We start from the raw sequence: 22,371 nt of genomic DNA, 5'->3' as shown, positions 1-22,371 counted from the left end.
AACACGCCTCCCGAGGCATGCCGACGCCCCGTTTCTTATGGCGCCTGTACAGTGCGACTTGCCCAATCCGGCATAAAGGGAACGCCATGGTCAGCCTTGCCAGGTTCGTATCGGTGCTCAGTCGCAGGACATTCCGGGCGGAAGGCCATGTCTTTGCCATCACGCCCGAGCGCGTAGGCATTGCAGAAGGCGTGCGCGCGGCGCTGGCGATGGCGCCGCTGCTGGTCGTGGCCATACTGCTCGCGCGGCCCGAGATCGCGCTGGGCGCGGTGGCGGCGTTCTGGAACTGCCTGTGCGATCCGCAGGGCAGCAGGATCGCGCGGCTCAAGGCCATGGGCACCTTCACGGTCATGGGGGCGATCGTCCTGCCGGTTGCGTCCTGGGTCGCGCATTGGGGCTATGTGGCAAGCCTCGTCATTCTGTTCGCGCTCGTCTTCCTGTGTGGACTCACGCGCAGTTACAAGGCCGCGTTCGGCCCCATGCCCGCGCAGGCAGGCTTCATCGCCACGCTGGCGGTGGTCATCGGCATCGCGTCCGCGCGACCCTTGACGGGCGCGCTCGAACTGGGTGGCTATTTTTTGCTTGGCTCGCTCTGGACGATGCTGTTCTGCGTGTTCCTCGTGCCGATTCCGTTTCGCCAGTCCGGCAATCTCATGCTGGCGGCGATCTTCGCCAGGCTGGAAAGCATGGCCGGTTTTATCGATGAACTGGATGCGCAACCCGAAGCGGATATCGCGGGCTGGCAGACCTTCGACCTCGTTCACCGGCGGGGCGTGCGCCTGTCGATCGAGCGAGGCAGGGCGCTGGCGGCGCTCGATAGCTGCAATGGATTGCGGCTTGGCGCGTATATCGATGCGGCTGGCCGGATCTTTTCCGCGCTGATCGCCATTGGGCACGCCCAGCGGAAGTCGCCGCAACAGGCGAGCGGCCGGTCGCGTCACCTGCTGCGCGCGTTGCAGCAATGCCTGCAGGCGCTTGCCGATGAAGCCCTGCTGGATGGCCCGCTTCCCGATGCACTGATCGCGCAGGCGAAGGCGCTTTTACAGGAGGTGGAGAACCAGCACGACGTCATCGCGCGTTGCGTGAAATTCGCGGCCAGCGCCATTGTTCGTCTTGCCGAGCAAGGCGTCGTGCCCGCCGCAGGCAGCGGGCAGGTTCCGCTTGCAGCGGCGTCCGCCACGCGCGGCATCGATACGATGGTGTGGCGTCACGCGCTGAGAGTTGCGCTCGCAACGGTCGTGGCTTTCGCGATCGGCACCTGGCTGAACGTGACGCTGGCGTATTGGGGCGCGCTTGCGGCCATCGTCGTGACGCAGCCTGTCGCGGCCAACACTTGGCTGCGCATCCTGGAGCGGGCATGCGGCAGCGTGCTGGGCGGATCGATTGCCGCCGCATTGCTGGCGACGCTGCCAGGCCCCGGCGCAATGGTGCTCGCGATCCTGCCGCTTGCCGCCGTGGCGATTGCGTGCAGGCTGGTGAGCTATGGCCTCTTTGTGGTTTTTCTCTGCCCCATGTTCATGCTGTTATCGGACTTTATTCATCCAGCGGGCGGTTTGATCGCGGCGCGTTTTGCCAATGAGGTCATCGGCGCCTGCGTGGGCGTGGCCGTGAGTTTCCTGCTGTGGCCAGGCCGTAACGAAGACGTGCTGGACGCCGCAATTGGCGGGGCGATTTCCGCCAACATGGACTTCGCGTCGGCAGCGCTGCGCTTGGACGGCGATGCGGCCGCGGAGCTGGATCGTCTGCAACGGGAAGCGGGTCTTGCCAGTACGCGGCTTGAGACGGCGCGCGAGCGGATGCTGCTGGAAGGACGCTGGCGTTCCGCAGGTCTCGAACGCCTGCGCGAGGTCATCGTGGCGCTGCGATTCGTCTGCGGCGCGGCAGCGGTCATCGAAGTCCTGCGAGAAGGCGAGCCAAACGAAGCGGCCCGCCAGAGGGCGCAGGCCTACGATGCGATGGCGGGGCAGATGCGGCAGGCGCTGGCGTCGAAAGCGGGCGGGCAGATCAGCGCTGCAAAACCGGCAACGCATGCCGACGACGATCTGGGCGAAGCGATCGATCATCTCGCGGGCGCGTTGAATGCCTACGTGGCGTCGCCAACCTGAATCGAGGGAAAGGAACGGTAATGCGCGATGGAAGACCAGGCGTGGGAGTCGCTGGGGATTCATGGGAAAATGCGCGCGATATTTGAATGGTTCGCGTAAGGCATTTTCAATGAGTTCCGGCTTCAAGATCGACCGCATGGCGCGCATGACGATTGCCGCCTGCGCGCTGGCCAGCATGGTTTTGCTCCAGGGGTGTGCAACGACGCTGGGTAATATCGCGCTAGGCGCCGGCGTTGGCGTGACGGCCACGGTCTCGGCCATCTATTGCGCGTTGGCGTGCCACTGAGCGCCCTTGCGCTCACGGGGCGCGAACAGGGAAGAAAGACGCGGAAATAATCAGTAAGCCTGTGTGACGTTGTTTGTCGCATCATCTGACTTTCGATTGTCTTTGAGCCTGCTTGCTTCATGCAATATTGCGCGCCTATGCAAAAGTCCGACCTCCACGTCCTGCATGTCGACGACGACGAAATCGCTTGCCAGCTATTAGGCAGTTTCTTTGCGTCGCGCGGCGTGCGATTCACGGCGGTTCATAGCGCCGAGCATCTGGACAGCGCGATCGAGAACCTGCGTCCTTCTATTGTCGTGCTCGATCTCATGCTGCCGCGCGTGGACGGCCTCACGGCTTTGCGCCGCCTGCGCGAGCACGACAAGAACACGCCCGTCATCATGCTCACCGCGCTCGCCGATGAAACCGAGCGCATCATCGGCCTTGAAATGGGCGCGGACGATTACGTCGGCAAACCGTTCTTGCCGCGCGAATTGCTGGCGCGCATTCACGCGGTGCTGCGCTTTGGCGGCGCGCAGAGCACACGCCCGGTCGGGCCCGCGCTCGACCGTATCCAGTTTGGGCGTTTCGAACTCACGCTTTCGCGCCAAAGCCTGCTGAAAGATGGCGCGCCCGTGAAAATCGGCGAGAGCGAGATCCTGATACTCGCGCACCTGGCTTCCCGTCCCATGCAGGTCATCAGCCGCGAGGCGCTGGTGCGCCTGCTCGAATCGCGTAGCGGCAGCTCGTGTACGCGCAGCATCTATGTTGCGATCCTGCGGCTGCGGCGTATTGTCGAAGTCAATCCCGAACAGCCACGCGTGATTCAAACCGTGCGCACGCGCGGATATATGTTCGTGCCGGAAGCGGATGCGGGCGACAGCGAGATCGAATAACCGATCCTTATTTCCTGCTTCAAGAAATCATTTTCCGGCAATGCCCTTGCGGGCATGCCGCTCAATTGTCGAACGTACCTTGATATTGTTGCGCGGCGTCGCGGCGCGTATTCATTTCGAACATCACGCCGCCTGGCGCACGACAGAAAAAGCGCGAGCCGCGTCCGTTATTGAATATCTCCGTTTCCATTTGTACGCCTTCGGCCTTGAAGCGCACATAAAGCGCCTGCACGGCTTCGAGATCCGGCAATTCAAAGCCCAGGTGAAAGTTTGTCGGCCACTCGGGCGCGTCCGGGCCCGCGTAATCGATCACGACGTCATAGCCGGGACGCTTGAGAATATACGAGCGCTCCCATGTGCCTGCGATGGTGAAACCCAGGTAGTGCTCGAAGAAAGCCGCGGTGGCTTCGGTATCGGCCGACGGGAAACTCAGATGATTGAGTTTCATGGCCTGAATGATCGGTTGCGTTGCGTCGCTCATTGTTCTGTCCCATGTGCAGTGGCAGCGGCACCATGCCGTGCCTTCAGTGAGAACAGAATAAGAGTTGCGCGCGCATTCGAATACTCGCATTGCGGCGTGCTGTGTAGCACTCGCAATGCGCCGACTGGCGGGCGTTTGCGGGCGATGAAGGCGTGAGGGGGAAATCGGTGCTCGCGTTTGCGAGGAGGCGGGTGGTGAATTCCAGCCCGAGCGGCGTCGGGCCGGAATTTGAAAACAACGCGAAAACTACGACTCAGCGTTACGCAGCCAGCTTGAGCGCCTGCGCGAAGTCCGCGATCAGGTCGTCGATATCTTCAATGCCTGCCGACAGACGCAGCATCCCGTCGGAAATGCCCATTGCCTTGCGGGTTTCCGCGCCCGCTTCGTAGAAGATCGTCGGTGCGACGGGAATGATGAGCGTGCGCGTATCGCCAAGGCCGGTTGCCTTGATCGGCAATTGCAGCGCGTTGACGACGTCGATCATGCGTTCGGTTTTGAGCAGTTCGAACGACAGCAGCCACGACGCGCCCTTGAACAGCTTCTGTGCGACCTCGTATTGCGGGTGGCTCTTCAAACCGGGATAAAACACCTTGCCGATGGCCTCGTGCCCTTCCAGGAACTGCGCGAGCGCGAGCGCATTGTCGCTGCTCTGCTTCACGCGCAATGCGAGGGTTTCCGCGCCCAGCGCAATCGAGTGCGCCTGCTCGGACGACAGCGCCGCGCCCATATCGCGCAGGCCCTTCTTGCGGATCTGCAGCAGGCCCTGATCTTTCGCCGCGGAACGGCGATAGTCGTCGGCGATGTTCGGGTAAGCGCTCCAGTCGAACAGGCCGGTGTCGCTGACCGCGCCGCCCAGCGCCGCGCCGTGCCCGGCGATCGTCTTGGTCAGCGAATTGACGACGAGGCTGGCGCCGACCGCCTTCGGCTTGAACAGCGCCGCGGAAGTGATCGTGTTGTCCACCACATAGGCGATGCCGTGTTCGCGGCAGATGTCGCCAATGCCTTGCAGGTCGGGAACCTGCGTGCCCGGATTCGCGATGGTTTCGACGAACACCATGCGCGTGTTCGGGCGAATCGCGTTCTTTACGTTTTCGGCATCGCAGGCGTCCACGGTCGTGACTTCGACGCCGAGCGTGCGCAGCGTGCCAAACAGGCTGTTCGTGTTGCCGAACACGTAACGGCTCGACACCAGATGGTCGCCCGCGCGCAGCAGCGTGAGGAACGTCGCCGTGATGGCGGCCATGCCGGTGCTGAAGCAGATCGAGCCGACGCCTTCTTCCAGGCTCGTGATCTTGCGTTCCAGCGCGGCCGTCGTGGGCGTGCCCTGGCGCGCGTAGTTGAAGCCGCCTTTTTTCGTGCCCTGAAACACGCCGATCAGATCTTCGACGCGCTCGAAACCATATTGCACCGACGTATGGATCGGCTGGCGCACGCCGCCGTGCTCGCTGCCCGAGATCCTGTCGCCGTGAACGATGCTGGTGGTGAAGCCTTGCTTGCTCATTCCTTCTCCGCTGTTCAAGTCCGCATTTGAATCGATTGCCTGGCGTCGATTATCGCCTGTAAGCGGTGACGCGCGAAGCCTTACGCGGCGCATTGCGCGCGATGTGTGCATACAGATTGAATTGGCGTGGCATAGGCGGGTGACATTCGCCAGGCGATATTTTGCTTACGTTGTGCTTTCCGCGTGGGCCTGTTCCGTGTTGTATTGCAACTAACCGCCAGTCCCGGCCACCCACTTTCAACCACGCACTCCTAACCCGAGTGCGTGGCAAACCCCTGTTTTACAAGCGGAAAGCGTCAGCGTGACGTTGCTTGCCCGATCCGCATGGGCAGTTTCAATGTCGAGGCGAGGCACAAGCCGTGCAGCAGCGCGAGCACGATGAATGCGGCCAGATAGGGATGGGCGTGCGGGCTCGATGCGTGTGCCGTCGTCATGGCAAGGGCCATTGAAACCAGCGTCGTCGCGAAGGGGCCGCCAATGCGCTGCGCGATATTGAGCGCGGTATTGGCCACGGGCAGTTTCGCCTTCGGCAGCGAAGCATAGGCCGCAGCGATCGACGGAACGCTGATCGTGCCTTGCCCCAGGCCCGCTGCAAAGAGGCTCGCGGCGGCCAGAACGGGCGAATACGCGCCCAGCGTCATCCACACGAACGCCAGCGTGCCCAGCAGCGCCAGCATTGCGCCGCCTGCTGCAACCGGGCGGCAGCCAAAGCGATCGGTCAAAAAGCCAAGGAATGCGAACGAAATCATCATGCCGACACCGATGATTGCGACGAGCCCGCCCGCGTGTGCCGCGCTCAATCCGCATCCGGCGATCAGGAAAAGCGGCACAGCAAGCTGCCGGCCGAACAGGATGCCGTTGGCGAAGCATTGCGCGAGGGCGGCGACGCGCAAGCTGCGCTCCTGAAAGATCCGCACGTCGATCAACGCGCTTTCGCCTTTGTTGCGGGCGTGAAGCACGAAAGCCGCAAGCAGCGCGACACCTGCGCAAAAGCACAGGACGCTGCTCTGCAAACCATAGACCAGCGCGACAAGGCCCGGCGAAATCAAGGCGAAACCCAGCAGGTCGAATGGCCGTGCGTGCGCGGGCGCGGCATCGCGCGGCAATATCCGCGCCGCAAGCACCAAGCCGAGTGCGCCGATGGGAAGGTTCACAAAAAAGAGCCACGGCCACGTTGCGTGTGCAAGGATCGATCCGGCCAGCACCGGCCCGACAATCGGCCCGAGCAGGATGGGCAAGGTCGCATAGCCCATCACGCGCTGCATGTTCTGGCCGCCCACGCGACCGATCATCATTTGCGCCATGGGCGCCAGCACGCCGGCCACGAGCCCCTGCAACAGCCGGGCGGCGGTCAGCGCCTCGATGCTGCGTGCCGTGCCGCACAGCACCGAAGCGCAGGTGAACGCGGCGAAACAAAACAGATAGAGGCGCTTCGCGCCCACGCGATCCACGAGCCAGCCGTTGAGCGGCAGCATCAGCGCCATCGCGAGCAGGTAGCCGCTCACGATCCACTGCGTCGTCGCAATGGGCGCGCCGAGCGCGTGGCCGATCGTCGAAAGCGACACGTTCACGAGCGTCGAATCCATCTGCGCCATGAACGAGCCGATCGCGACAACGCCGACGACCTTCCAGATGCGCGCGTCGATGCGTGTGTTCGCTTGTTGGGATTGATGCTCGTGCATGGGCTTGCTGGTCATGTGCTGCGTGCGCGTTTTCGTGAATATCCGCGAAAACACGAATATAACCGCTGCAACGTGCCACGCCATGGAATATCGATCTGCCAATCGCTCGTTTGGCGCGCGTCGGGTTCATTGCTAGATTGTCCGCACCTACCTTATTGCGGAGAAAAGTCATGGCAGAGACCGGTGAGCAGGGACAGCGCGCGGGCGCAGGAGTGAGCGTGCGCGTGATCGCAAACGATGACGAGGCCATCGCCGTCGCCCGCGAGCTTGCCGCGCGTCTCGCCGAAGGCGCGGCGGAACGCGATCGCGAGCGGCGTCTGCCGCGCGAGGAGATCGAATGGTTCTCGCAATCGGGGCTGTGGGGCATCACGGTGCCGAAGGCCTATGGCGGCGCGGGCGCGTCGTTCGTGACGCTTACCGAGGTCGTCAAGCTGATCTCCGCCGCCGATCCGTCGCTTGGCCAACTGCCGCAGAACCACTTCGGCCTGGTCGACGTGATCGCGCTCACGGGCACGGAACAGCAGAAGCGCTTCTTCTTCTCCGAGGTGCTGGCAGGCAAGCGTTTTGGCAATGGCTTTTCGGAAAAGGGCACGAAAAACGTGCTCGACCTGAAAACGCGCGTGCGCCAGGAGGGCGACGATTACGTGGTGGACGGCACCAAGTTCTATTCGACGGGCGCGCTGTTCGCGCACTATGTGCCGGTGCTCGGGCTCGACGAGACGCGCCGCGGCTGGCTCGCTTATATTCCGCAAGGCACGCAGGGCCTGACGATCACCGACGACTGGTCAGGCTTCGGCCAGCGCACCACGGCGAGCGGCACGGTCACGCTGGACAACGTGCGCGTGAGCGCATCGCATGTGCTGCCCGCGTATCAGGTTTCGGATCAGCCCACGCTCAACGGCCCGGTTTCGCAGATCATCCAGGCGGCTATCGACGCGGGGATTGCCAAAGCGGCCATCGACGATACGCTCGCTTTCGTGCGCGAGCGCGCGCGGCCCTGGGTCGATAGCGGCGTCGAGCGTGCGAGCGAAGATCCGTTGACGGTGCGGGAAATCGGCCGGCTGGTCATCCAGTTGCATGCCGCCGAGGCGCTGCTTGAACGCTCGGCGAAGGTGCTCGACGAGATCGCCGCGCAGGATGTGGTCAGCGAGGACGACGTCGCGCGCGCGTCCGTGGCCGTGGGCGAAGCGAAGGTGCTGACGACCGAAGCGGCGCTGCTGGCAGGCGAGAAACTCTTCGAGCTGGCGGGCACGCAATCGACGCTTGCCACGCACAACCTCGACCGCCACTGGCGCAACGCGCGCACGCATACGCTGCATGATCCGGTGCGCTGGAAGTATCACCTCGTAGGCAATTACTATCTGAACGGCGCGAAGCCTGCACGGCACGCGTGGAACTGAACGCGATTGAAAAGAGCCGGTAAAAGCAGAAGCGGGGCGGGTGCCAAAGCACTCGCCCCGCTTTATTCATGATTCACGCGGGCTACTTGCGATCCGCGTAAATCTGGTCGAAGGTGCCGCCATCGGCGAAATGCGCAGCCTGCGCTTTCTGCCAACTGCCAAAAACCTGTTCGACCGTGAAGGTCTTGAGCGGCTTGAATTCGTCGGCGTGCTTTGCGAGCACTGCCTTGTCGCGGGGACGCAGGTGGTGCTGCGCGATGATCTCCTGCGCGGCGGGCGTATACAGATACGTGAGGTAGGCCTGCGCTTCCTTGCGCGTGCCGCGCTTGTCCACGACCTTGTCGACGACCGCGACCGGCGGTTCGGCCAGCAGGCTCACCGACGGATAAACCGCTTCGAAATCCTGAGCATTCGCACCCGCTTCGATCAGCCCGACCTCGTTTTCGAACGTGACGAGCACGTCGCCGATGCCGCGTTGCGTGAACGTGGTGGTCGCGCCGCGACCGCCTGCGTCGAGCACCGGCACGTTCTTGAGCAGCGCGCGCTCGAAATCGAGTGCCTGCGCGTCGCTTGCGCCTTGCAGCTTGCGATAGCCCCATGCGGCCAGATACGCATAGCGGCCATTGCCCGAGGTCTTCGGGTTCGCGATCACGACCTGCACGCCGGGTTTGGCCAGGTCGTCCCAGTCCTTGATGTGCTTCGGATTGCCCTTGCGCACGAGAAATACCATCGTCGTCGTGTAGGGCGCGCTCGCATCGGGCAGGCGCGCGCGCCAGTCGGCGGGCACGAGCTGGCCGCGTTCGGCGAGCAGGTCGATATCGTTGGGCTGGTTCATGGTCACGACGTCGGCCTGCAAGCCTTGCAGCACCGACAGTGCCTGGGCGCTCGACGCGCCGTGCGACTGGCGGATCGCCACTGTTTCGCCGCTCTTTTGCTTGTAATCGGCGATAAAGCTCGCGTCGATGTCCTTATAGAGTTCGCGCGTGACGTCGTACGAAACGTTGAGCAGCGAAACATCCGCATGAGCGAGCGGCGCGGCCATAGCCGAGCCGACGACGATACCCGCGCCGATAAGGCGCACGGCGCGCCCGGTTGCTGTCATGGTGATCCCCGATTGAATGGTCTGTTCGATGAAATGGCGGCAGCGCCGCGCTGGCGTTCCATTCTATCGAGCGCTCGCGCGCGCCTTATATCGATCGCTGCGTTGCTTTTCAGGAATGGCGATATAGGGCGGCTAAGCGCCTCGTGGCGGGCTTGCGCGCCTGCCGGTCATATCGATCTGCCGATTCGTTATTGGAGCCGCGCGTGGCGCGTTCTTATACTGCGTCGAAGCGTGTTCGTGAATGCTCACGAAAGTTCTGGATAGCCGAGCGCGCGGGCTTCATCGGCAAAGTGTTCGATGCTGGCGTAATCGGCGGGCGTGAGGCGCACGAAGCCACGCAGGCACAGCGTGCGGGCGCGCTGGGTATCGGCGGCACAGGCCTTATCTAGCGCATCGCGCAGCCACGCCGCCTGTTGCTCCGGCAACGTGCGAGAGGCGATGAAGGGCAGGCCAGGAGCGGCTGCGCTCATGCCGATCGTGTGCAGGCCGTGCAGCCATTCGGGCCGCGCATCGCGCACATAGGCGAGCGTCACGCAATCGATGGCCGCCACCTCCGCTTCGCCCGCGCCCAGCGCGCGCAACGCGTTGAGATGCGAGCCGACCCACGCGACCGACGAGAAAAAGCGGCCCGCTTGTGCATGGGGCGCTACGGCATGGCGCAACGCGTTCATGCCGCTATGCGAATCGGGGCCGTTGCAGGCGGCGCGCAAGCCACGGCACGCGGCAATCGACACGGCGCCGGCGTCCCAGGCGCGTGCCGATACCACCAGCGCGCTGCGATAGAACGCGCCTTCGCAACCCTCGGCGTCGAAGGCGGGCGTGGCGAGCAGTTGCACGCGATGCGCGATGCCCAGCATGCGATACGGGAAGCCGCAGGTCTGCGAAAGCAGCAGGTCAGGGCGGCGCCAGAGTTCGAGCAGGTTGTCGGGAGGCGTGTCGGGCACATCCACCGCGCGCGTGCCGCCTGCCTGCGCGTAGATGTCGAGCGTATCGCGCAGCAACGCACGCCACAGCGCGTCGTGCTGTGGCGTGACGTTGTACATCGGCAGGGTGGCGATCCAGCGGTTCATCGTGACAGTGTAGACAAACGCAGGCAATCAAGGGCAATTGCAGCTGAATTAGCCCGCGCAGGGAACCATGGCTGAATATTTCGATGCCGAACACGCGCGCGATGTCGCCGCGCTGGAAGCGAGCTTCAAGGCCCGCACGGAATGGCCCACGTGGCTGTTGATCGCCGCTGTCTATGGCGGCTGGGGCGCGACCATCGGGTTGCTGCACAGCCATGTGATTTCGCTGGCGGGCGCGACGCCGCTTTTCGTGCTGCTCTGCACGTGGCATATGTCGGTGCAGCACGAATTGCTGCATGGCCACCCGACACGCCTGGCATGGCTAAATAAATGCCTGGGTTATGCGCCGCTTGCGATCTGGTTTCCTTATACGCTCTATCGCGACACGCATCTCGAACATCATCGCGATGAAGCGCTCACGCTGCCCGGACTCGACCCCGAAAGCAATTATGTGCCTGCCGGACGCTGGCAGCGCTGGCCAGCGTGGCGACGTGCGTTGTGGCAGGCGCGCAAGCGTTTCGTCGGCCGCATGATCGTGGGGCCGCCGATGAGCGCCGCCGCTGTGCTGGGCGCGGCGTGGCACGCGCTGCGCAATCGCGATCGCCGCTATGCGCCGATGTGGATTGCGCACGCGATCAGCGTGGCCGCGCTCCTGTACGTGCTGGACGCCTGGGCTGGCGTGCCCTGGTGGTATTACCTGCTGGCCGTCACATGGCCCGCGCTGTCGCTCGCGACGATCCGCTCGTTGTACGAGCATCGCGCCGCGCCCGAGCCGAAGGCGCGTATCGTCATCAACGAAGCGGGTTTCCTCATGCGCCTGCTGTTCCTCAACAATAACTATCACCTCGTCCACCACGATCTGCCCGCGTTGCCGTGGTATTGCCTGCCGCGCGCCTGGCGTCTGCGGCGCGAGGCATATGCCCATAAATGCGGGCATTTTGTGATTCGCGGCGGCTATGGCGAACTGCTGCGCCGGTTTGCGTGGCGGGCGACCGACGCCGTCGTGCACCCCTTCGACGCAGCGAATGAGGTGCGCGAGGCATGTGTCGATCGAGACGAAACGCGTATCGCCGCGTGAAGCGGTGAATCGGTGAAGCGCTACGCGGCAGAAGCGGCTTGACCCACGGGCGCGGCGTTGGCGCGTTGCGTTGCGCCATCGTCCGAGAGTTCGGCTTCGATGTCTTGCAGCCGGTGCGGTGCAACGATGCGCAGTGCGACGAACCACGCGAAGCCCGCAGCCAGCAGCGCCGCGAACACATAGGGGAGCACGGCATAGGCGCCTGGCGCGGCAGGATAAATGCTGCCGACAAACGGAATGCCGATCAGCACGACGGCAATCACGCTGATCGCAATGTGCAGGGGCTTGAGTTCGCCACGGCGGCGCAGGAAGACCGGCGCGGCAATCGCGACGATCACGTACGTCAACAGGAAGCCGAACGTCGCAATCGTGCTCAGATAGCCGTAAGCATCGAACAGCGACGTGCCGCGTAGTTGAAACACCACGCCCACCACCAGCGAAAGCACGGCGATCAGCGTGACGGCTACGTGCGGCGTGGCGTTGCCCGCGTGCGCACGGCCCGTTGCCGAGTGCAGCAAGCCCTGACGCGCGAAGGTGTAAAGCAGCCGCGCGGCCGCGTTGATCGAGGAGAAGAACGCAGCAAAGAAGCTCAGCGCCACGCCCGCATCGATAAGCACGCCAAGTGCGCCAAGATGGATGCCGTGCGCCACGGCCGAAAGCGGGGCATTGGCCTGGTCGAGCGGCGTGGCCGCACCCTGGAACAACGCGACCAGCCCGTACGAGGCCGCGAGAAAGAGCGCTGCAGGCCCGAGAATGCTGACGATGACGGCGCGCGGAATCAGGCGGAACGGCTCGCGCGCTTCGACGCCCAGCGCGGTGACGCTTTCAAAGCCCGTGAAGCTGAAGAACGCGAGCACCATGCCCAGGCGCAACTGGTCGGGCTTGACGGCGGCCAGCGCAAGCTGCTGCGGATCGACCCAGCGATGGTGCAGGAACAGCGCCGCGCCGATCACGAACAGGATCAGCACGACGGTGCTCAGCTCGATCCAGAGCGTGGTGCGCGTGGACAGGCGAATGTCGCGCCAGGTAATGAACCATGCGCCAATCGTAACGGCCACGGTGATCGAAACTGACGCGATGACGCCAGTGCCCGCCGCGCCCACGCCGATGTCCTTGAACAACACGACCACTTCATTGACGGTGCCTTGCAGGATGCCCGCTGCGCCGACGCCATAGGCGATCAGCAACGACCAGCCCGCAATCACGCCCCAGATGGGGCCCAGGCCGCGGGCGGCATAGGTATAGAGCGCGCCCGGCGATGCAGTGCGTTTGGCGAACTGCGTGATGCTCCACGAGGCGAACAACAGGCCGATGGTGGCGAGCAGATAGGCGAGCCAGGTGCCGTTGCCAGCGGTGGCGAAGACCGCTGGAATCAGCAGCCCTGCGCCACCGGCGGCGCCGACAAGTCCAATAGACTGAGCAATTAATTCGGATAGCGAAAGATAGCCGCGCCGCAGGGCGCCGCCGTCTCCCGCCTGGGCGGCGAGGTCGGTCATGATGGGTGTCCGGGAATGAAGTAACGGGAAGACGATTCCCGCGCCGGTTGGGCGGCGCGGGTGGGTACGGTCAGGCGGTCTCTACCGGTTCGGTGGTTTCCGCGGCTTGCGTGGCTTGGGCGGCTTCGCGTTTCACGCGTTCGATGTCGCGGTAGTGTGCGGCCGGGTGGTTCTCGGGCAGTGTTGGGCCGTTGCCGAAGAGCTTTTCTCGCAGGGTGCCGGGTGCGTACTCGCGCGCATAGACGCCGCGGCGCTGCAATTCGGGCACAAGATGTTCGACGACGTCTTCGAAGGTCTCGTGCGCGATCGCATAGGCCAGATTGAAGCCGTCGACGTCGGTATGCTCGACCCACTGTTGCAGGATGTCGGCGACCGTCGCGGGCGAGCCCACGAAAACCGGCCCCAGGCCGCCTACGCCGCCCCAGCGCGCGAGTTCTTCGATAGTCCACGCCTTGTCGCCGCCTGCAAGGTGCTCGACGGCGGAGACGATCGCATTGGTTTGCACGCGGCGCACCGTGTCGGTCGGCAGGTACTGGCCGAAGTCGATGCCAGTCCAGCCCGACATGAAGACGAGCGAGCCGTCATAGGACACGTAGCGCTGGTACTCCTCGAACTTCGCCTGGGCCTTTTCGTCGGTTTCGTCGACGATCACCGTCACCAGGTTGTAGATCAGCAGCTTGCGCGGATCGCGGCCCGCGAGCGCGGCCTGGCGGCGCACCTCGGCCACGTAGTCGCGCAGCAGCGTCTGCGTGGGCGCGGCGACGAACACGCATTCCGCGTGCTGCGCCGCGAAGGTCTTGCCGGGCCCCGATGCGCCCGCCTGGAACAGCACCGGCGTGCGTTGCGGCGAAGGTTCGCACAGGTGATAACCTGGGACGTCGAAGTATTTGCCCTTGTGGCCGATCTCATGCACCTTTTCCGGGTGCGTGAACACGCCTTTCTCACGGTCGCGCACGACCGCGCCGTCTTCCCAGCTGCCTTCGAAGAGCTTGTAGAGCACTTCCACGTACTCGGCGGCGACTTCGTAGCGGTTGTTGTGGTCGGCCAGGCCGCCCTGGCCGACGTTCTTCGCGCCGCTTTCCAGATAGGACGTCACCACGTTCCACGCGAGCCGCCCCTTGGTGTGATGATCGGCGGTGGAGAGGCGGCGCGCGAAGGTGTACGGATGCTCGAAGCTCGTCGACGCCGTGATGCCAATGCCCAGGTGCTCGGTCGCCAGCGCGAGCGGCGCGGCAAGCTGGAGCGGATCGTTCACGGGAATCTGCGCGGCCTGATGCAGCGCGTGATAATTGCCGCCCTTGTAGACATCGTAATAACCGATCACGTCGGCGATGAAGATGGCGTCGAAGATGCCCCGTTCGAGAATCTTCGCCAGATCCGTCCAGTATTCGAGATCCTTGTACTGCCACGAACGATCGCGCGGATGGCGCCACAAGCCGGGCGACTGATGGCCCACGCAATTCATTTCGAAGGCGTTAAAACGAATGGTCTTGCTCATGGCGCTCACTTGCTCCCACGGCCGGGGCCGTTGCCGATCTGCCAGACGAATGGCGGCTCGGTGCCGTTGATGGCCCAGTCGCCGACGATGCGCGCCTTGTAGACGAGCGGATTGTGCGACGAGACGGTGCGTGCGTTGCGCCAGTGGCGGTCGAGCCCGAGGCGCTTGCTGATGGCCGACGCGCCCAGCGCATCGAATAGATGCGTCGCCGCGCGCAGGGCGAGTTCCGAGGCAACGAGCTGGCTTTGCGCCGAGGCGATTTCCGCGTCGACGTTGGCGGCGTGTTCGACCGCGTCATTGCCGCCGAAGCGGGCCACGTAGGCGCGTTGCGCGGGTTCAGCGGATTGCAGCGCGACCGCTTCGGCGGCATAGGCCCACGAGGCGATTTCGCCCACTACCTGCTGGATCTGCGCGTCCTCGCTTACGTGGGGCGCGTTGCCGTGGCTATAGACGCGCGTGCGGTTGCGCACCAGCGTGGCGGCGTCGCGCTTCACGGCTTCGGCAATGCCCGCGAGCGTGGCGACGTGAAAGAGTTGATAGAACGCGGTCTGGTATTTGAAGCGGCGCGAAAAGTCGATGATGTTGCGCGCTTCGACCACGGCGTCGTTGAACACGGTGGTGCCGCTGCCGGTGGTGGTCTGCCCGAAGCCGTCCCAGTCGTCCTCGCGCACGACGCCGCTTTGCTGCGTGCTGACGGCGGCGATCACGTCGCTGCCGTCTTCCGCGCGCTGCGCGTAGACGTCGATCCACTCGGCGTAGATCGTGCCGGTACTGTAGTACTTCGAACCATTGACGACAAAGCGGCCGTCGCGCTGCGCCACTTTGGTCTTTGTCTGGCCGACTGCCACGTCGCCCACTTCCGACCATGCGCTGCCCACGATCTGGCCGCTCGCGAAGCGGTCGAACCAGGCGCGCTGGTCGGCGTCGGGCGGTGCGTTGAGCCAGTCTTCCACAAATGCGAAATGCGCGCGCAACGCTTGCGGGAGGTTCGAATCGGCGGCGGCCAGTTCGATCAGCAGGCGGAACAGTTGCGGAATCGACGCCCCCGCGCCGCCATATTGAACGGGAATGCGCACCGCGCCGAAACCGGCGGCCTTGAGCGCAGCGATGGCGTCGTGCGGCAGGATGCGTTCGCGGTCGCGTTGCGCCGCGCCGCTGGCGATCTGCGCGAAGATCGGCCGGAAGCGGGCCGCGAGGGTCTCGTAATCGGTGCCCGTGGATAGTGCGATGTCGTCGGGTCGGGTTGCAGTCATGCTGTCTTCCTCTCTGCGTGCTTCGTCGATGGAGACGGAGTGGTGGCCAGAATCGCGGCCAGGGTCGCGGCCAAATTCGCGGCCACAAGCGGCCTCCGATGGCGTGAGCGACGAGTATAGAAAGGCGTGCCGCAGCGTTCCAATAACGGATTCTCGAAACGTTATCGGCGCTATCGATTAGCGGACTTGAAGCGCCGTGAATGTCTGCGCGCTGTACTTACGCTCTGGTCGAATATCGCTTTCCCTGCTTTCCATGTGAGCGAATCTTGGTTCTGTTCGAGCGCGGATTTTTCTAAGCTCGGAGATTGCGCGGTCATGCCGCCCAATACGCTACGCATAACAAAAGGAAAACAGATGGAAAACCAAACGACCAAACCGGCGCTATGGCGTCGAATCGCCGCGTTCGCGTTGCTGATCGCGCCTGCTGTTTCCGCGTGGGCCGCGGGCGCCGCGCCTGCGGAAATCAAGCTCGACTACGCCTACTATTCGCCGGAAAGCCTCGTCATCAAGCGCAATGGCTGGCTCGAACAAGCATTTGCGCCGGAGCATACGCAGGTGCGCTGGGTGCTGAGCCTGGGCAGCAACCGCGCGCTGGAGTACCTGAATAGCGGTGCAATCGATATCGGTTCGACGGCAGGGCTTGCAGCGGTGCTGGCCAAGGCCAATGGCAATCCCATCAAGACGGTCTATATCTTCTCGCGTCCTGAATGGACTGCGCTGGTCGTGCGCAAGGACTCGCCGATCAAGACGCTGGCCGATCTCAAGGGCAAGAAAATCGCGGCGACCAAGGGCACCGACCCTTATCTCTTCACGCTGCGCGCGCTGCATACGGCGGGGCTGTCGCGCGACGACGTGGAGATCGTCAATCTCCAGCATCCCGATGGCCGTACGGCGCTCGTCAACGGGCAAGTCGATGCGTGGGCAGGGCTCGACCCGCACATGGCTGCCGCGCAGATCGACAACGGCGCGCGCCTGCTCTATCGCAACGTCGATTTCAATACCTGGGGATTCCTGAACGTTCGCGAAGATTTCCTGAGGCAATATCCCGACGCGGTGACGCGCGTGCTGAAGGTGTATGAGCGTGCGCGTGCCTGGATCGGGGCGCATCCGGACGAGGCGGCACAGATTGTCTCGGAGGATTCGAAGGTGTCGCTCGCGGTGGCGAAGCTGCAATTGAGCCGCAACGATTTCAGCCAGCCGGAGCCCGGCGAAACGCAGATCAAGGCGCTTGAAGCCGCTGCACCGATTCTTGCGCAGGAACAGCTCGTGAAACCTGGCACCGACCTGAACCGGGTGATCGAGTCGCTGATCGATGTGCAATCCGCACAATCGGCGCTGGCTGCAGCGCAGCGTCAGTAAAGGAGCGGGGCGATGGGAGCCGATGAAACCGCCGTGCGGGCGCTACGGCCTGCATTGGACGCAAACGCCGATTCGCGCGCAGTGCGGGAAGTGGTGCGGGAAGTTGCGCAGGAAGGCGTGCGCGAACCGGTTGCGAGGGCGTCGTCATCCTTGCCGCGCGGCTGGCGCATCGCCGGCGCCTTGCTGCCCGTCGCTTTTCTGCTGGCTATAGAAGTACTGGTGCGCGCGCAGGTGTTGCCCGCCAACCTCGTGCCTGCACCGTCTTCGATATTCGAAGCGCTCTGGCAATTGGGCAGCGCGCATTTGATGCGCCATATAGCGGCCAGCACGGCGCGCGTGGCAGTGGGCTTTGGCTGCGGCGCGGCGCTGGCCATCGCAATCGGCGCGGCAATGGGCTTGAGCCGTCGCCTCGACGCATTGCTCGACCCCAGTTTTCAGGCGCTGCGCGCGATCCCCTCGCTCGCATGGGTGCCGGTGCTGCTGCTGTGGATGGGCATTGACGAAGCACCCAAGATCACGCTCGTCGCCATCGGGGCATTCTTTCCCGTGCATCTGAGCGTGGTGTCCGGCATTCGCAACGTCGACCGCAAGCTCGTGGAACTGGGGGCAATCTATCGTCTGCCGCCGTGGCGGTTATTTCTGCGCATTCTGTTGCCCGCTGCGTTGCCGCAGATATTCACGGGCTTGCGCACGGGCCTCGCGGTGTCATGGATGTTTGTCGTCGCCGCTGAACTGATTGCCGCCACGCGCGGACTCGGCTATCTGCTTAGCGATGGACGCGAAACGGGGCGGCCGGATATCGTATTCGGCGCCATTATTCTGCTGGGCCTGCTCGGCAAGCTGACGGATAGCGCGATGCGTGCGCTCGAAGCGCGCGTGCTGGCCTGGCGCGACACCGCTGGGGAAGGAGAACGCGCATGACGCAGGCGGCATTACTCGAACTCGATATTCGCGCCAAGCACTATGGCGAGCGCACGATTCTGGACAACCTGCGCCTTGCGCTCGCGCCGGGGCAGATCACGGCGTTGCTGGGCCCGAGCGGTTGCGGCAAGAGCACGCTGCTGCGCATCGCGGCGGGACTGGATCGCGATTTTATGGGGCGCGTTGCGATCGACGGCGTCGTGCAGCATGGGCCTTCGCCGCTGGCAGGCGTGATTTTTCAGGAGCCGCGTCTGCTGCCGTGGCTGCGCGTGGCGGACAACATTACGTTTCCCCAGCGTGCGAGCGGCGCGGCGCTTGCGCGCGCCCAGACGCTGCTCGACGAGGTGGGCCTGCGTGCCGACGATGGCGCGCGCTGGCCCAAGCATCTATCGGGCGGCATGGCGCAGCGCGTGGCGATTGCGCGAGGACTGTTTGCGCAGCCGCGCCTGCTGCTGCTCGATGAGCCGTTCAGCGCCGTGGATGCGATGACGCGCATGCGCTTGCAGCAATTGCTGCTCACGCTTGTCGAGGCGCATCGCATGGCGGCGCTCGTCGTCACGCACGATATCGACGAAGCGCTCTTTCTGGCCGACCGCATTGTGTTGCTGGAGCCCGCGAATGACGCTGCGCGGCAGCCGGTGAGCCATGTATTCGAAGTCGGCGCGGCGCATCCGAGGCGGCGCGATGACCTGACCGGCCACCCGTTGCGTGCGGTCTTGCTCGACCGGCTGGAGGCATCAGTGGCGGGTTGATAGCCCAACACCTGTTCCAGCTTGTATCGAAAAAATCAGTAATCGCGACCAAAACCGCTACACATTCTGGCGTTTTCAGAAGGGAATCGTCCGCGCGATATCCCGTAATTGGGGGTTACCAAAGACCGCCCGTGGGTGGTCAGCGCTTTCTCCACGAAGGGCGTTACCTCCACAGGCGACAGGCCGACGCGTGTTGGCGGCGCGTGTCTTTCGCCATTTACGGTTACCTTTCAAACAACGGAAACGCTCCATGAAACTCATCACTGCATTGATCGCGGCTGCGCTGGCTGTGCCCGCTGTCGCCGCTTTTGCCGCCCAGCCCGACCATTTTCCCAACCTCGTGCACGCGCAACAATTGATCGACCAGAGCAACGGCCTCATCGAGACGGCACGTCGAGACAATCACGATGATTTCGGCGGTCACGCAACGCGCGCCGAAGAACTGCTGCGCCAGGCAAAAGCCGAACTCGATCAGGCGGCGCGGTATCGCGAGCATCATTAAGGTTCGTACGCCGCGTTCCGGTTCGCAGGCGGAACGTGGCGGACAATGGCTTTAAACCCTTATCCCGAGGGCGTCAGCGGCGAAATATGAAACAAAACGCATATTTCATTGACCAAATGCTACGCAAAACGATATCGTCATATCTTTGACACTTTTTGCAATACCTTGGCTTCCGCAGAATATGAAACCACGCATCCCTTGCGTGTGGAACTGGATGGCGTGAGCTACGCCGGTTCTTATCGAGTGATGACCGGCAGCGTCATCGTCTATTTCGGCAACGAAATCAAGTTCGCCACCTATGGCAAGAACCGGCCTGAGCAAATCGCGCGCTGGCTGCTCACCGATCTATGTCGAAAGGCGGAATCGCGCAAGCGCAAAAGCACCGGGAAATAATTAGCTAGTTGGTTTTATCGAGGCGCCGATCGGCGCACACGTTCCGCCGAGCGCTCCAGCACCGTTTCACCCAGCTTTTCCACGAGAAAATCGGCAAATACCGCGACCGCAGGCGGTACGGGTGGACGGCTCGTATAAACAAGTTGCAAGCCGAGATCCGCGCTCGAACGCTGATAGGTCGGCAAGACCCGCACGAGTTTTCCCTCTTCGATCAGCGGCTCCGCCAGTAGCTGCGGCAGCAGCGCAATGCCCAGTCCGGCTGCGCAGGCCTGCACCAGCACGCGCATGTCGTTGACCGTGAACCGGCTGTTGATGACCACTTCCTGGCTGCTGCGCGGCCCTTGTAGCAACCATTTATTGCGCGCCTGGCCGCTGGAAATCGTCAGGCATTCATGATCGGCGAGTTCGCTCAGCGTGCGCGGCGCGGTGCGCTGTTTCAGGTACGCGGGACTTGCCGCAAGAATCATCGAATTCGGCGCGAGCCGGCGCACGCGAAAACCGCTGCCGGTGTCGATGCCGATGCGCAAGGCCAGATCGATGCGATCGGCGATCAAGTCGGACGGCGCATCGTCCAGCACGAACTCGATGCTGATGTGCGGATAACGTGCATAGAATTCGGCCAGCCATTCCAGATGAAAGACTTCGAATAACCCGGCCAGCGCGGTCACGCGCACCGACCCGGAAGGTGTTTGCTCGTCCGCATGCAGCCGCCCGAGTTCGAGAATCTGGTCGATGGCGGGGGCATAGCGCTCGAAGATCGTCTGGCCCTCCGTGCTGGGCGCCAGCTTGCGCGTGGAGCGATGCAGCAGGCGCGTACCCAGTTGCACTTCGAGCTGGTCGATGCGGCGGCTCAACGTATTGGCCGGCATGCGCAGGCGGCGCGCCGCTTCGGAGAAACTGCCCGCGCGCACGACTTGCACGAACATCGCCAGGTCATTGAGGTCGAGCATGTCATTGCTCCATTAATGGACGAATTCAATCCGATTCTACCATCTAGTGCGAGATGTCTTTCCTCGCCATACTGGGCCTCACATTCTGCAGTTACCCAGTCCGGAGAAAAGATCATGAAGCTCTTGCACATCGATTCCAGCATTCTTGGTGAAGGTTCCGTTAGCCGCGAGTTGTCGGCGAACGTCGTGGCGACGCTGCGTAGCAGCCATCCCCAGCTTGCGATTACGCGTCTCGACCTGGCCGCCACGCCGATTGGCCACCTGAGCGCCGCCCATCTGGCGGCTGCGCAGGGCGCGCCGATCGACGACGAGGCCCTGAAACAGGACGTGGCGCTGGGCCAGGCCGCGCTCGAAGCGTTTCTTGCCGCCGATATCGTGGTCATCGGCGCGCCGATGTACAACCTTGGCGTGCCTTCGCAACTGAAGGCGTGGATCGATCGCATCTCGGTTGCAGGCGTCACCTTCCGTTATACCGAACAAGGGCCGGTCGGGCTGTGCGGCGGCAAGAAGCTGGTCATCGCTTCTTCGCGTGGCGGCGTCTACAGCGAGGGCTCGCCCGCTGCGCCGTTCGATCATCAGGAAACCTATCTAAAGGTCGCGTTCGGCTTGCTCGGCGTCACGGACATCACGTTCATTCGCGCGGAAGGCGTGGCGATGGGGGCTGACGCACGCAACGGCGCACTCGATTCGGCCCGCAAGGAAACTGCCGCGCTCGTGGCCTAAGCGAACATCAGGAGAGCGATGATGAATGCCGTCACTTCAAGCCCGGCCACCGCCGGGGTGGAGCCGCGCCGCCACGTGGTTTTTCGCACGCGCGGTCACGCCCATGGGCCGATCGTGCGCATGGTCAGCCCGGGCGACGTGGGCCAGCTGATCAAACCGTTCGTGTTTCTCGATCTCGTCGATTCGCGCCAGGCGTCGGGCGAGCATAACTTTGGCTGGCATCCTCATTCGGGCATTGCCACCTTGACGCTCGCGATGCAGGGCACCAGCCATTACGCCGAATCCACCGGTCACGAAGGCACGATGGCGGCGGGCGATATCGAATGGATGAGCGCCGGTCGCGGAGTCTGGCACACGGGCAGCGTCGAGCCGCCTATCAAGGCGTTCCAGCTCTGGGTGGCGCTGCCGCCCGAGCGCGAACTGGCGCCCGCGTTCAGCCAGCACCTGCCGGGTGAGGCGATCCCGTCGGACGGCCCTGCGCGCGTGCTGCTGGGCCGCAGCGGCGACGCGGTCAGCCCGGTCGATGCGCCTTCAGGCATCAACTACTTCGAAGTGACGTTGAAGGCCGGGCAACGGTGGCGTTATCAGCCGCCGCCGGGCTATCGCGTGGGCTGGATCGCGGTGATGGACGGCAGCGTGCGCGTGCCCGACACGGTCGACACGTCCGACACAGTCGAGCAGGGCGAACTGGTGGTATTCGATCCGTCCGATGCAGCGCTGGAATTCGAGGCGCATGGCGACGCGCGCTTCGTGCTGGGCTCGGCCATTCCTCATCCGCACGACCTTCATCTCGGCAATTACTCGGTGCATACCAGCAAGGCTGCGCTGATCGAAGGCGAGCGCGAGATTGGCCGCATCGGCCACGCGTTGCGCGCACAAGGCGTGCTGCGCCGGTTCAATGCCGAATGAGCGTGGATCGAGCAGCGCTTCAATGAAGCCAGGCCCAA

The 22,371-nt window shown here is 63.7% G+C and carries 21 protein-coding genes; 12 read left to right on the top strand and 9 right to left on the bottom strand.

Going from position 1 to position 22,371, the window contains the following annotated elements:
* Window positions 1-86: 86 nt before the first annotated feature.
* From BBA01S_RS09845 to BBA01S_RS09835, 3 genes are all read left to right on the top strand, one after another.
* Window positions 87-2,105: an FUSC family protein gene (locus BBA01S_RS09845; protein ID WP_027816278.1), complete on the top strand. Its 2,019-nt coding sequence runs from the start codon at window positions 87-89 to the stop codon at window positions 2,103-2,105.
* A 109-nt stretch (window positions 2,106-2,214) separates the two neighbouring features.
* Window positions 2,215-2,391 carry a hypothetical protein gene (locus BBA01S_RS46770; RefSeq protein WP_156965907.1) on the top strand — a complete coding sequence of 59 codons (177 nt, stop codon included), beginning with the start codon at window positions 2,215-2,217 and terminating at the stop codon, window positions 2,389-2,391.
* A gap of 137 nt (window positions 2,392-2,528) precedes the next feature.
* Complete coding sequence (locus tag BBA01S_RS09835) at window positions 2,529-3,266, top strand: response regulator (protein ID WP_027816277.1); 738 nt, start codon at window positions 2,529-2,531, stop codon at window positions 3,264-3,266.
* A 61-nt stretch (window positions 3,267-3,327) separates the two neighbouring features.
* On the opposite strand, the gene BBA01S_RS09830 is transcribed toward BBA01S_RS09835, so the two are convergent.
* The 3 genes from BBA01S_RS09830 to BBA01S_RS09820 all read right to left on the bottom strand — a co-directional run bounded on the left by BBA01S_RS09830 (window position 3,328) and on the right by BBA01S_RS09820 (window position 6,945).
* Window positions 3,328-3,714, bottom strand: a complete 387-nt coding sequence (locus BBA01S_RS09830; RefSeq protein WP_042296757.1) for a VOC family protein — start codon at window positions 3,712-3,714, stop codon at window positions 3,328-3,330.
* A 292-nt stretch (window positions 3,715-4,006) separates the two neighbouring features.
* Window positions 4,007-5,248: a cystathionine gamma-synthase family protein gene (locus BBA01S_RS09825; RefSeq protein ID WP_027816275.1), complete on the bottom strand. Its 1,242-nt coding sequence runs from the start codon at window positions 5,246-5,248 to the stop codon at window positions 4,007-4,009.
* A gap of 296 nt (window positions 5,249-5,544) precedes the next feature.
* Entirely contained in the window at window positions 5,545-6,945 is a 1,401-nt protein-coding gene (locus BBA01S_RS09820) for a DHA2 family efflux MFS transporter permease subunit (protein WP_245641460.1), read from the bottom strand.
* A gap of 155 nt (window positions 6,946-7,100) precedes the next feature.
* On the opposite strand from BBA01S_RS09820, the gene BBA01S_RS09815 reads away from it, so the two are divergent.
* On the top strand, window positions 7,101-8,330 hold the full coding sequence (locus BBA01S_RS09815) for an SfnB family sulfur acquisition oxidoreductase (protein WP_027816273.1): 1,230 nt from the start codon (window positions 7,101-7,103) through the stop codon (window positions 8,328-8,330).
* 82 nt (window positions 8,331-8,412) lie between these two features.
* On the opposite strand, the gene BBA01S_RS09810 is transcribed toward BBA01S_RS09815, so the two are convergent.
* Window positions 8,413-9,372: a sulfate ABC transporter substrate-binding protein gene (locus BBA01S_RS09810; protein ID WP_245641474.1), complete on the bottom strand. Its 960-nt coding sequence runs from the start codon at window positions 9,370-9,372 to the stop codon at window positions 8,413-8,415.
* Between the two features lie 305 nt (window positions 9,373-9,677).
* Entirely contained in the window at window positions 9,678-10,502 is an 825-nt protein-coding gene (locus BBA01S_RS09805; protein ID WP_027816271.1) for a phosphate/phosphite/phosphonate ABC transporter substrate-binding protein, read from the bottom strand.
* 67 nt (window positions 10,503-10,569) lie between these two features.
* Between BBA01S_RS09805 and BBA01S_RS40740 the strand changes: the two genes are divergently transcribed.
* Complete coding sequence (locus tag BBA01S_RS40740) at window positions 10,570-11,577, top strand: fatty acid desaturase (protein ID WP_042296615.1); 1,008 nt, start codon at window positions 10,570-10,572, stop codon at window positions 11,575-11,577.
* A gap of 20 nt (window positions 11,578-11,597) precedes the next feature.
* On the opposite strand, the gene BBA01S_RS40735 is transcribed toward BBA01S_RS40740, so the two are convergent.
* The 3 genes from BBA01S_RS40735 to BBA01S_RS09785 all read right to left on the bottom strand — a co-directional run bounded on the left by BBA01S_RS40735 (window position 11,598) and on the right by BBA01S_RS09785 (window position 15,824).
* Window positions 11,598-13,073, bottom strand: coding sequence for an APC family permease (locus BBA01S_RS40735; RefSeq protein WP_042296613.1), 1,476 nt, complete (start codon window positions 13,071-13,073; stop codon window positions 11,598-11,600).
* A 70-nt stretch (window positions 13,074-13,143) separates the two neighbouring features.
* Window positions 13,144-14,571, bottom strand: coding sequence for an LLM class flavin-dependent oxidoreductase (locus BBA01S_RS09790; RefSeq protein ID WP_027816270.1), 1,428 nt, complete (start codon window positions 14,569-14,571; stop codon window positions 13,144-13,146).
* A 5-nt stretch (window positions 14,572-14,576) separates the two neighbouring features.
* Window positions 14,577-15,824, bottom strand: coding sequence for an acyl-CoA dehydrogenase family protein (locus BBA01S_RS09785; RefSeq protein WP_027816269.1), 1,248 nt, complete (start codon window positions 15,822-15,824; stop codon window positions 14,577-14,579).
* Between the two features lie 354 nt (window positions 15,825-16,178).
* Between BBA01S_RS09785 and BBA01S_RS40730 the strand changes: the two genes are divergently transcribed.
* From BBA01S_RS40730 to BBA01S_RS09760, 5 genes are all read left to right on the top strand, one after another.
* Entirely contained in the window at window positions 16,179-17,183 is a 1,005-nt protein-coding gene (locus BBA01S_RS40730; RefSeq protein WP_042296611.1) for an aliphatic sulfonate ABC transporter substrate-binding protein, read from the top strand.
* 12 nt (window positions 17,184-17,195) lie between these two features.
* Entirely contained in the window at window positions 17,196-18,104 is a 909-nt protein-coding gene (locus BBA01S_RS09775; protein ID WP_084162039.1) for an ABC transporter permease, read from the top strand.
* Window positions 18,101-18,856, top strand: coding sequence for an ABC transporter ATP-binding protein (locus tag BBA01S_RS09770; protein WP_027816267.1), 756 nt, complete (start codon window positions 18,101-18,103; stop codon window positions 18,854-18,856). Before BBA01S_RS09775 ends, BBA01S_RS09770 begins: the two co-directional genes overlap by 4 nt.
* Window positions 18,857-19,106: 250 nt before the next feature.
* Window positions 19,107-19,358: a hypothetical protein gene (locus BBA01S_RS40725; protein ID WP_042296609.1), complete on the top strand. Its 252-nt coding sequence runs from the start codon at window positions 19,107-19,109 to the stop codon at window positions 19,356-19,358.
* 165 nt (window positions 19,359-19,523) lie between these two features.
* Complete coding sequence (locus tag BBA01S_RS09760; protein WP_042296608.1) at window positions 19,524-19,751, top strand: hypothetical protein; 228 nt, start codon at window positions 19,524-19,526, stop codon at window positions 19,749-19,751.
* Window positions 19,752-19,765: 14 nt separating this feature from the next.
* On the opposite strand, the gene BBA01S_RS09755 is transcribed toward BBA01S_RS09760, so the two are convergent.
* Complete coding sequence (locus BBA01S_RS09755; RefSeq protein WP_027816265.1) at window positions 19,766-20,701, bottom strand: LysR family transcriptional regulator; 936 nt, start codon at window positions 20,699-20,701, stop codon at window positions 19,766-19,768.
* Window positions 20,702-20,815: 114 nt separating this feature from the next.
* Between BBA01S_RS09755 and BBA01S_RS09750 the strand changes: the two genes are divergently transcribed.
* Window positions 20,816-21,424, top strand: a complete 609-nt coding sequence (locus BBA01S_RS09750) for an FMN-dependent NADH-azoreductase (protein ID WP_027816264.1) — start codon at window positions 20,816-20,818, stop codon at window positions 21,422-21,424.
* Between the two features lie 18 nt (window positions 21,425-21,442).
* A complete protein-coding gene (locus BBA01S_RS09745; protein ID WP_027816263.1) occupies window positions 21,443-22,333 on the top strand; it encodes a pirin family protein in 891 nt (296 codons plus the stop codon).
* The last annotated feature ends 38 nt before the right edge of the window (window positions 22,334-22,371 follow it).

It is taken from the genome of Paraburkholderia bannensis NBRC 103871 (genome assembly GCF_000685015.1).
In the GTDB taxonomy this organism is placed as follows: Bacteria; Pseudomonadota; Gammaproteobacteria; order Burkholderiales; family Burkholderiaceae; genus Paraburkholderia; species Paraburkholderia bannensis.
The sequence above is the reverse complement of the archived record's forward strand: the minus strand, read 5'-3'. Positions and strand labels throughout refer to the sequence as shown.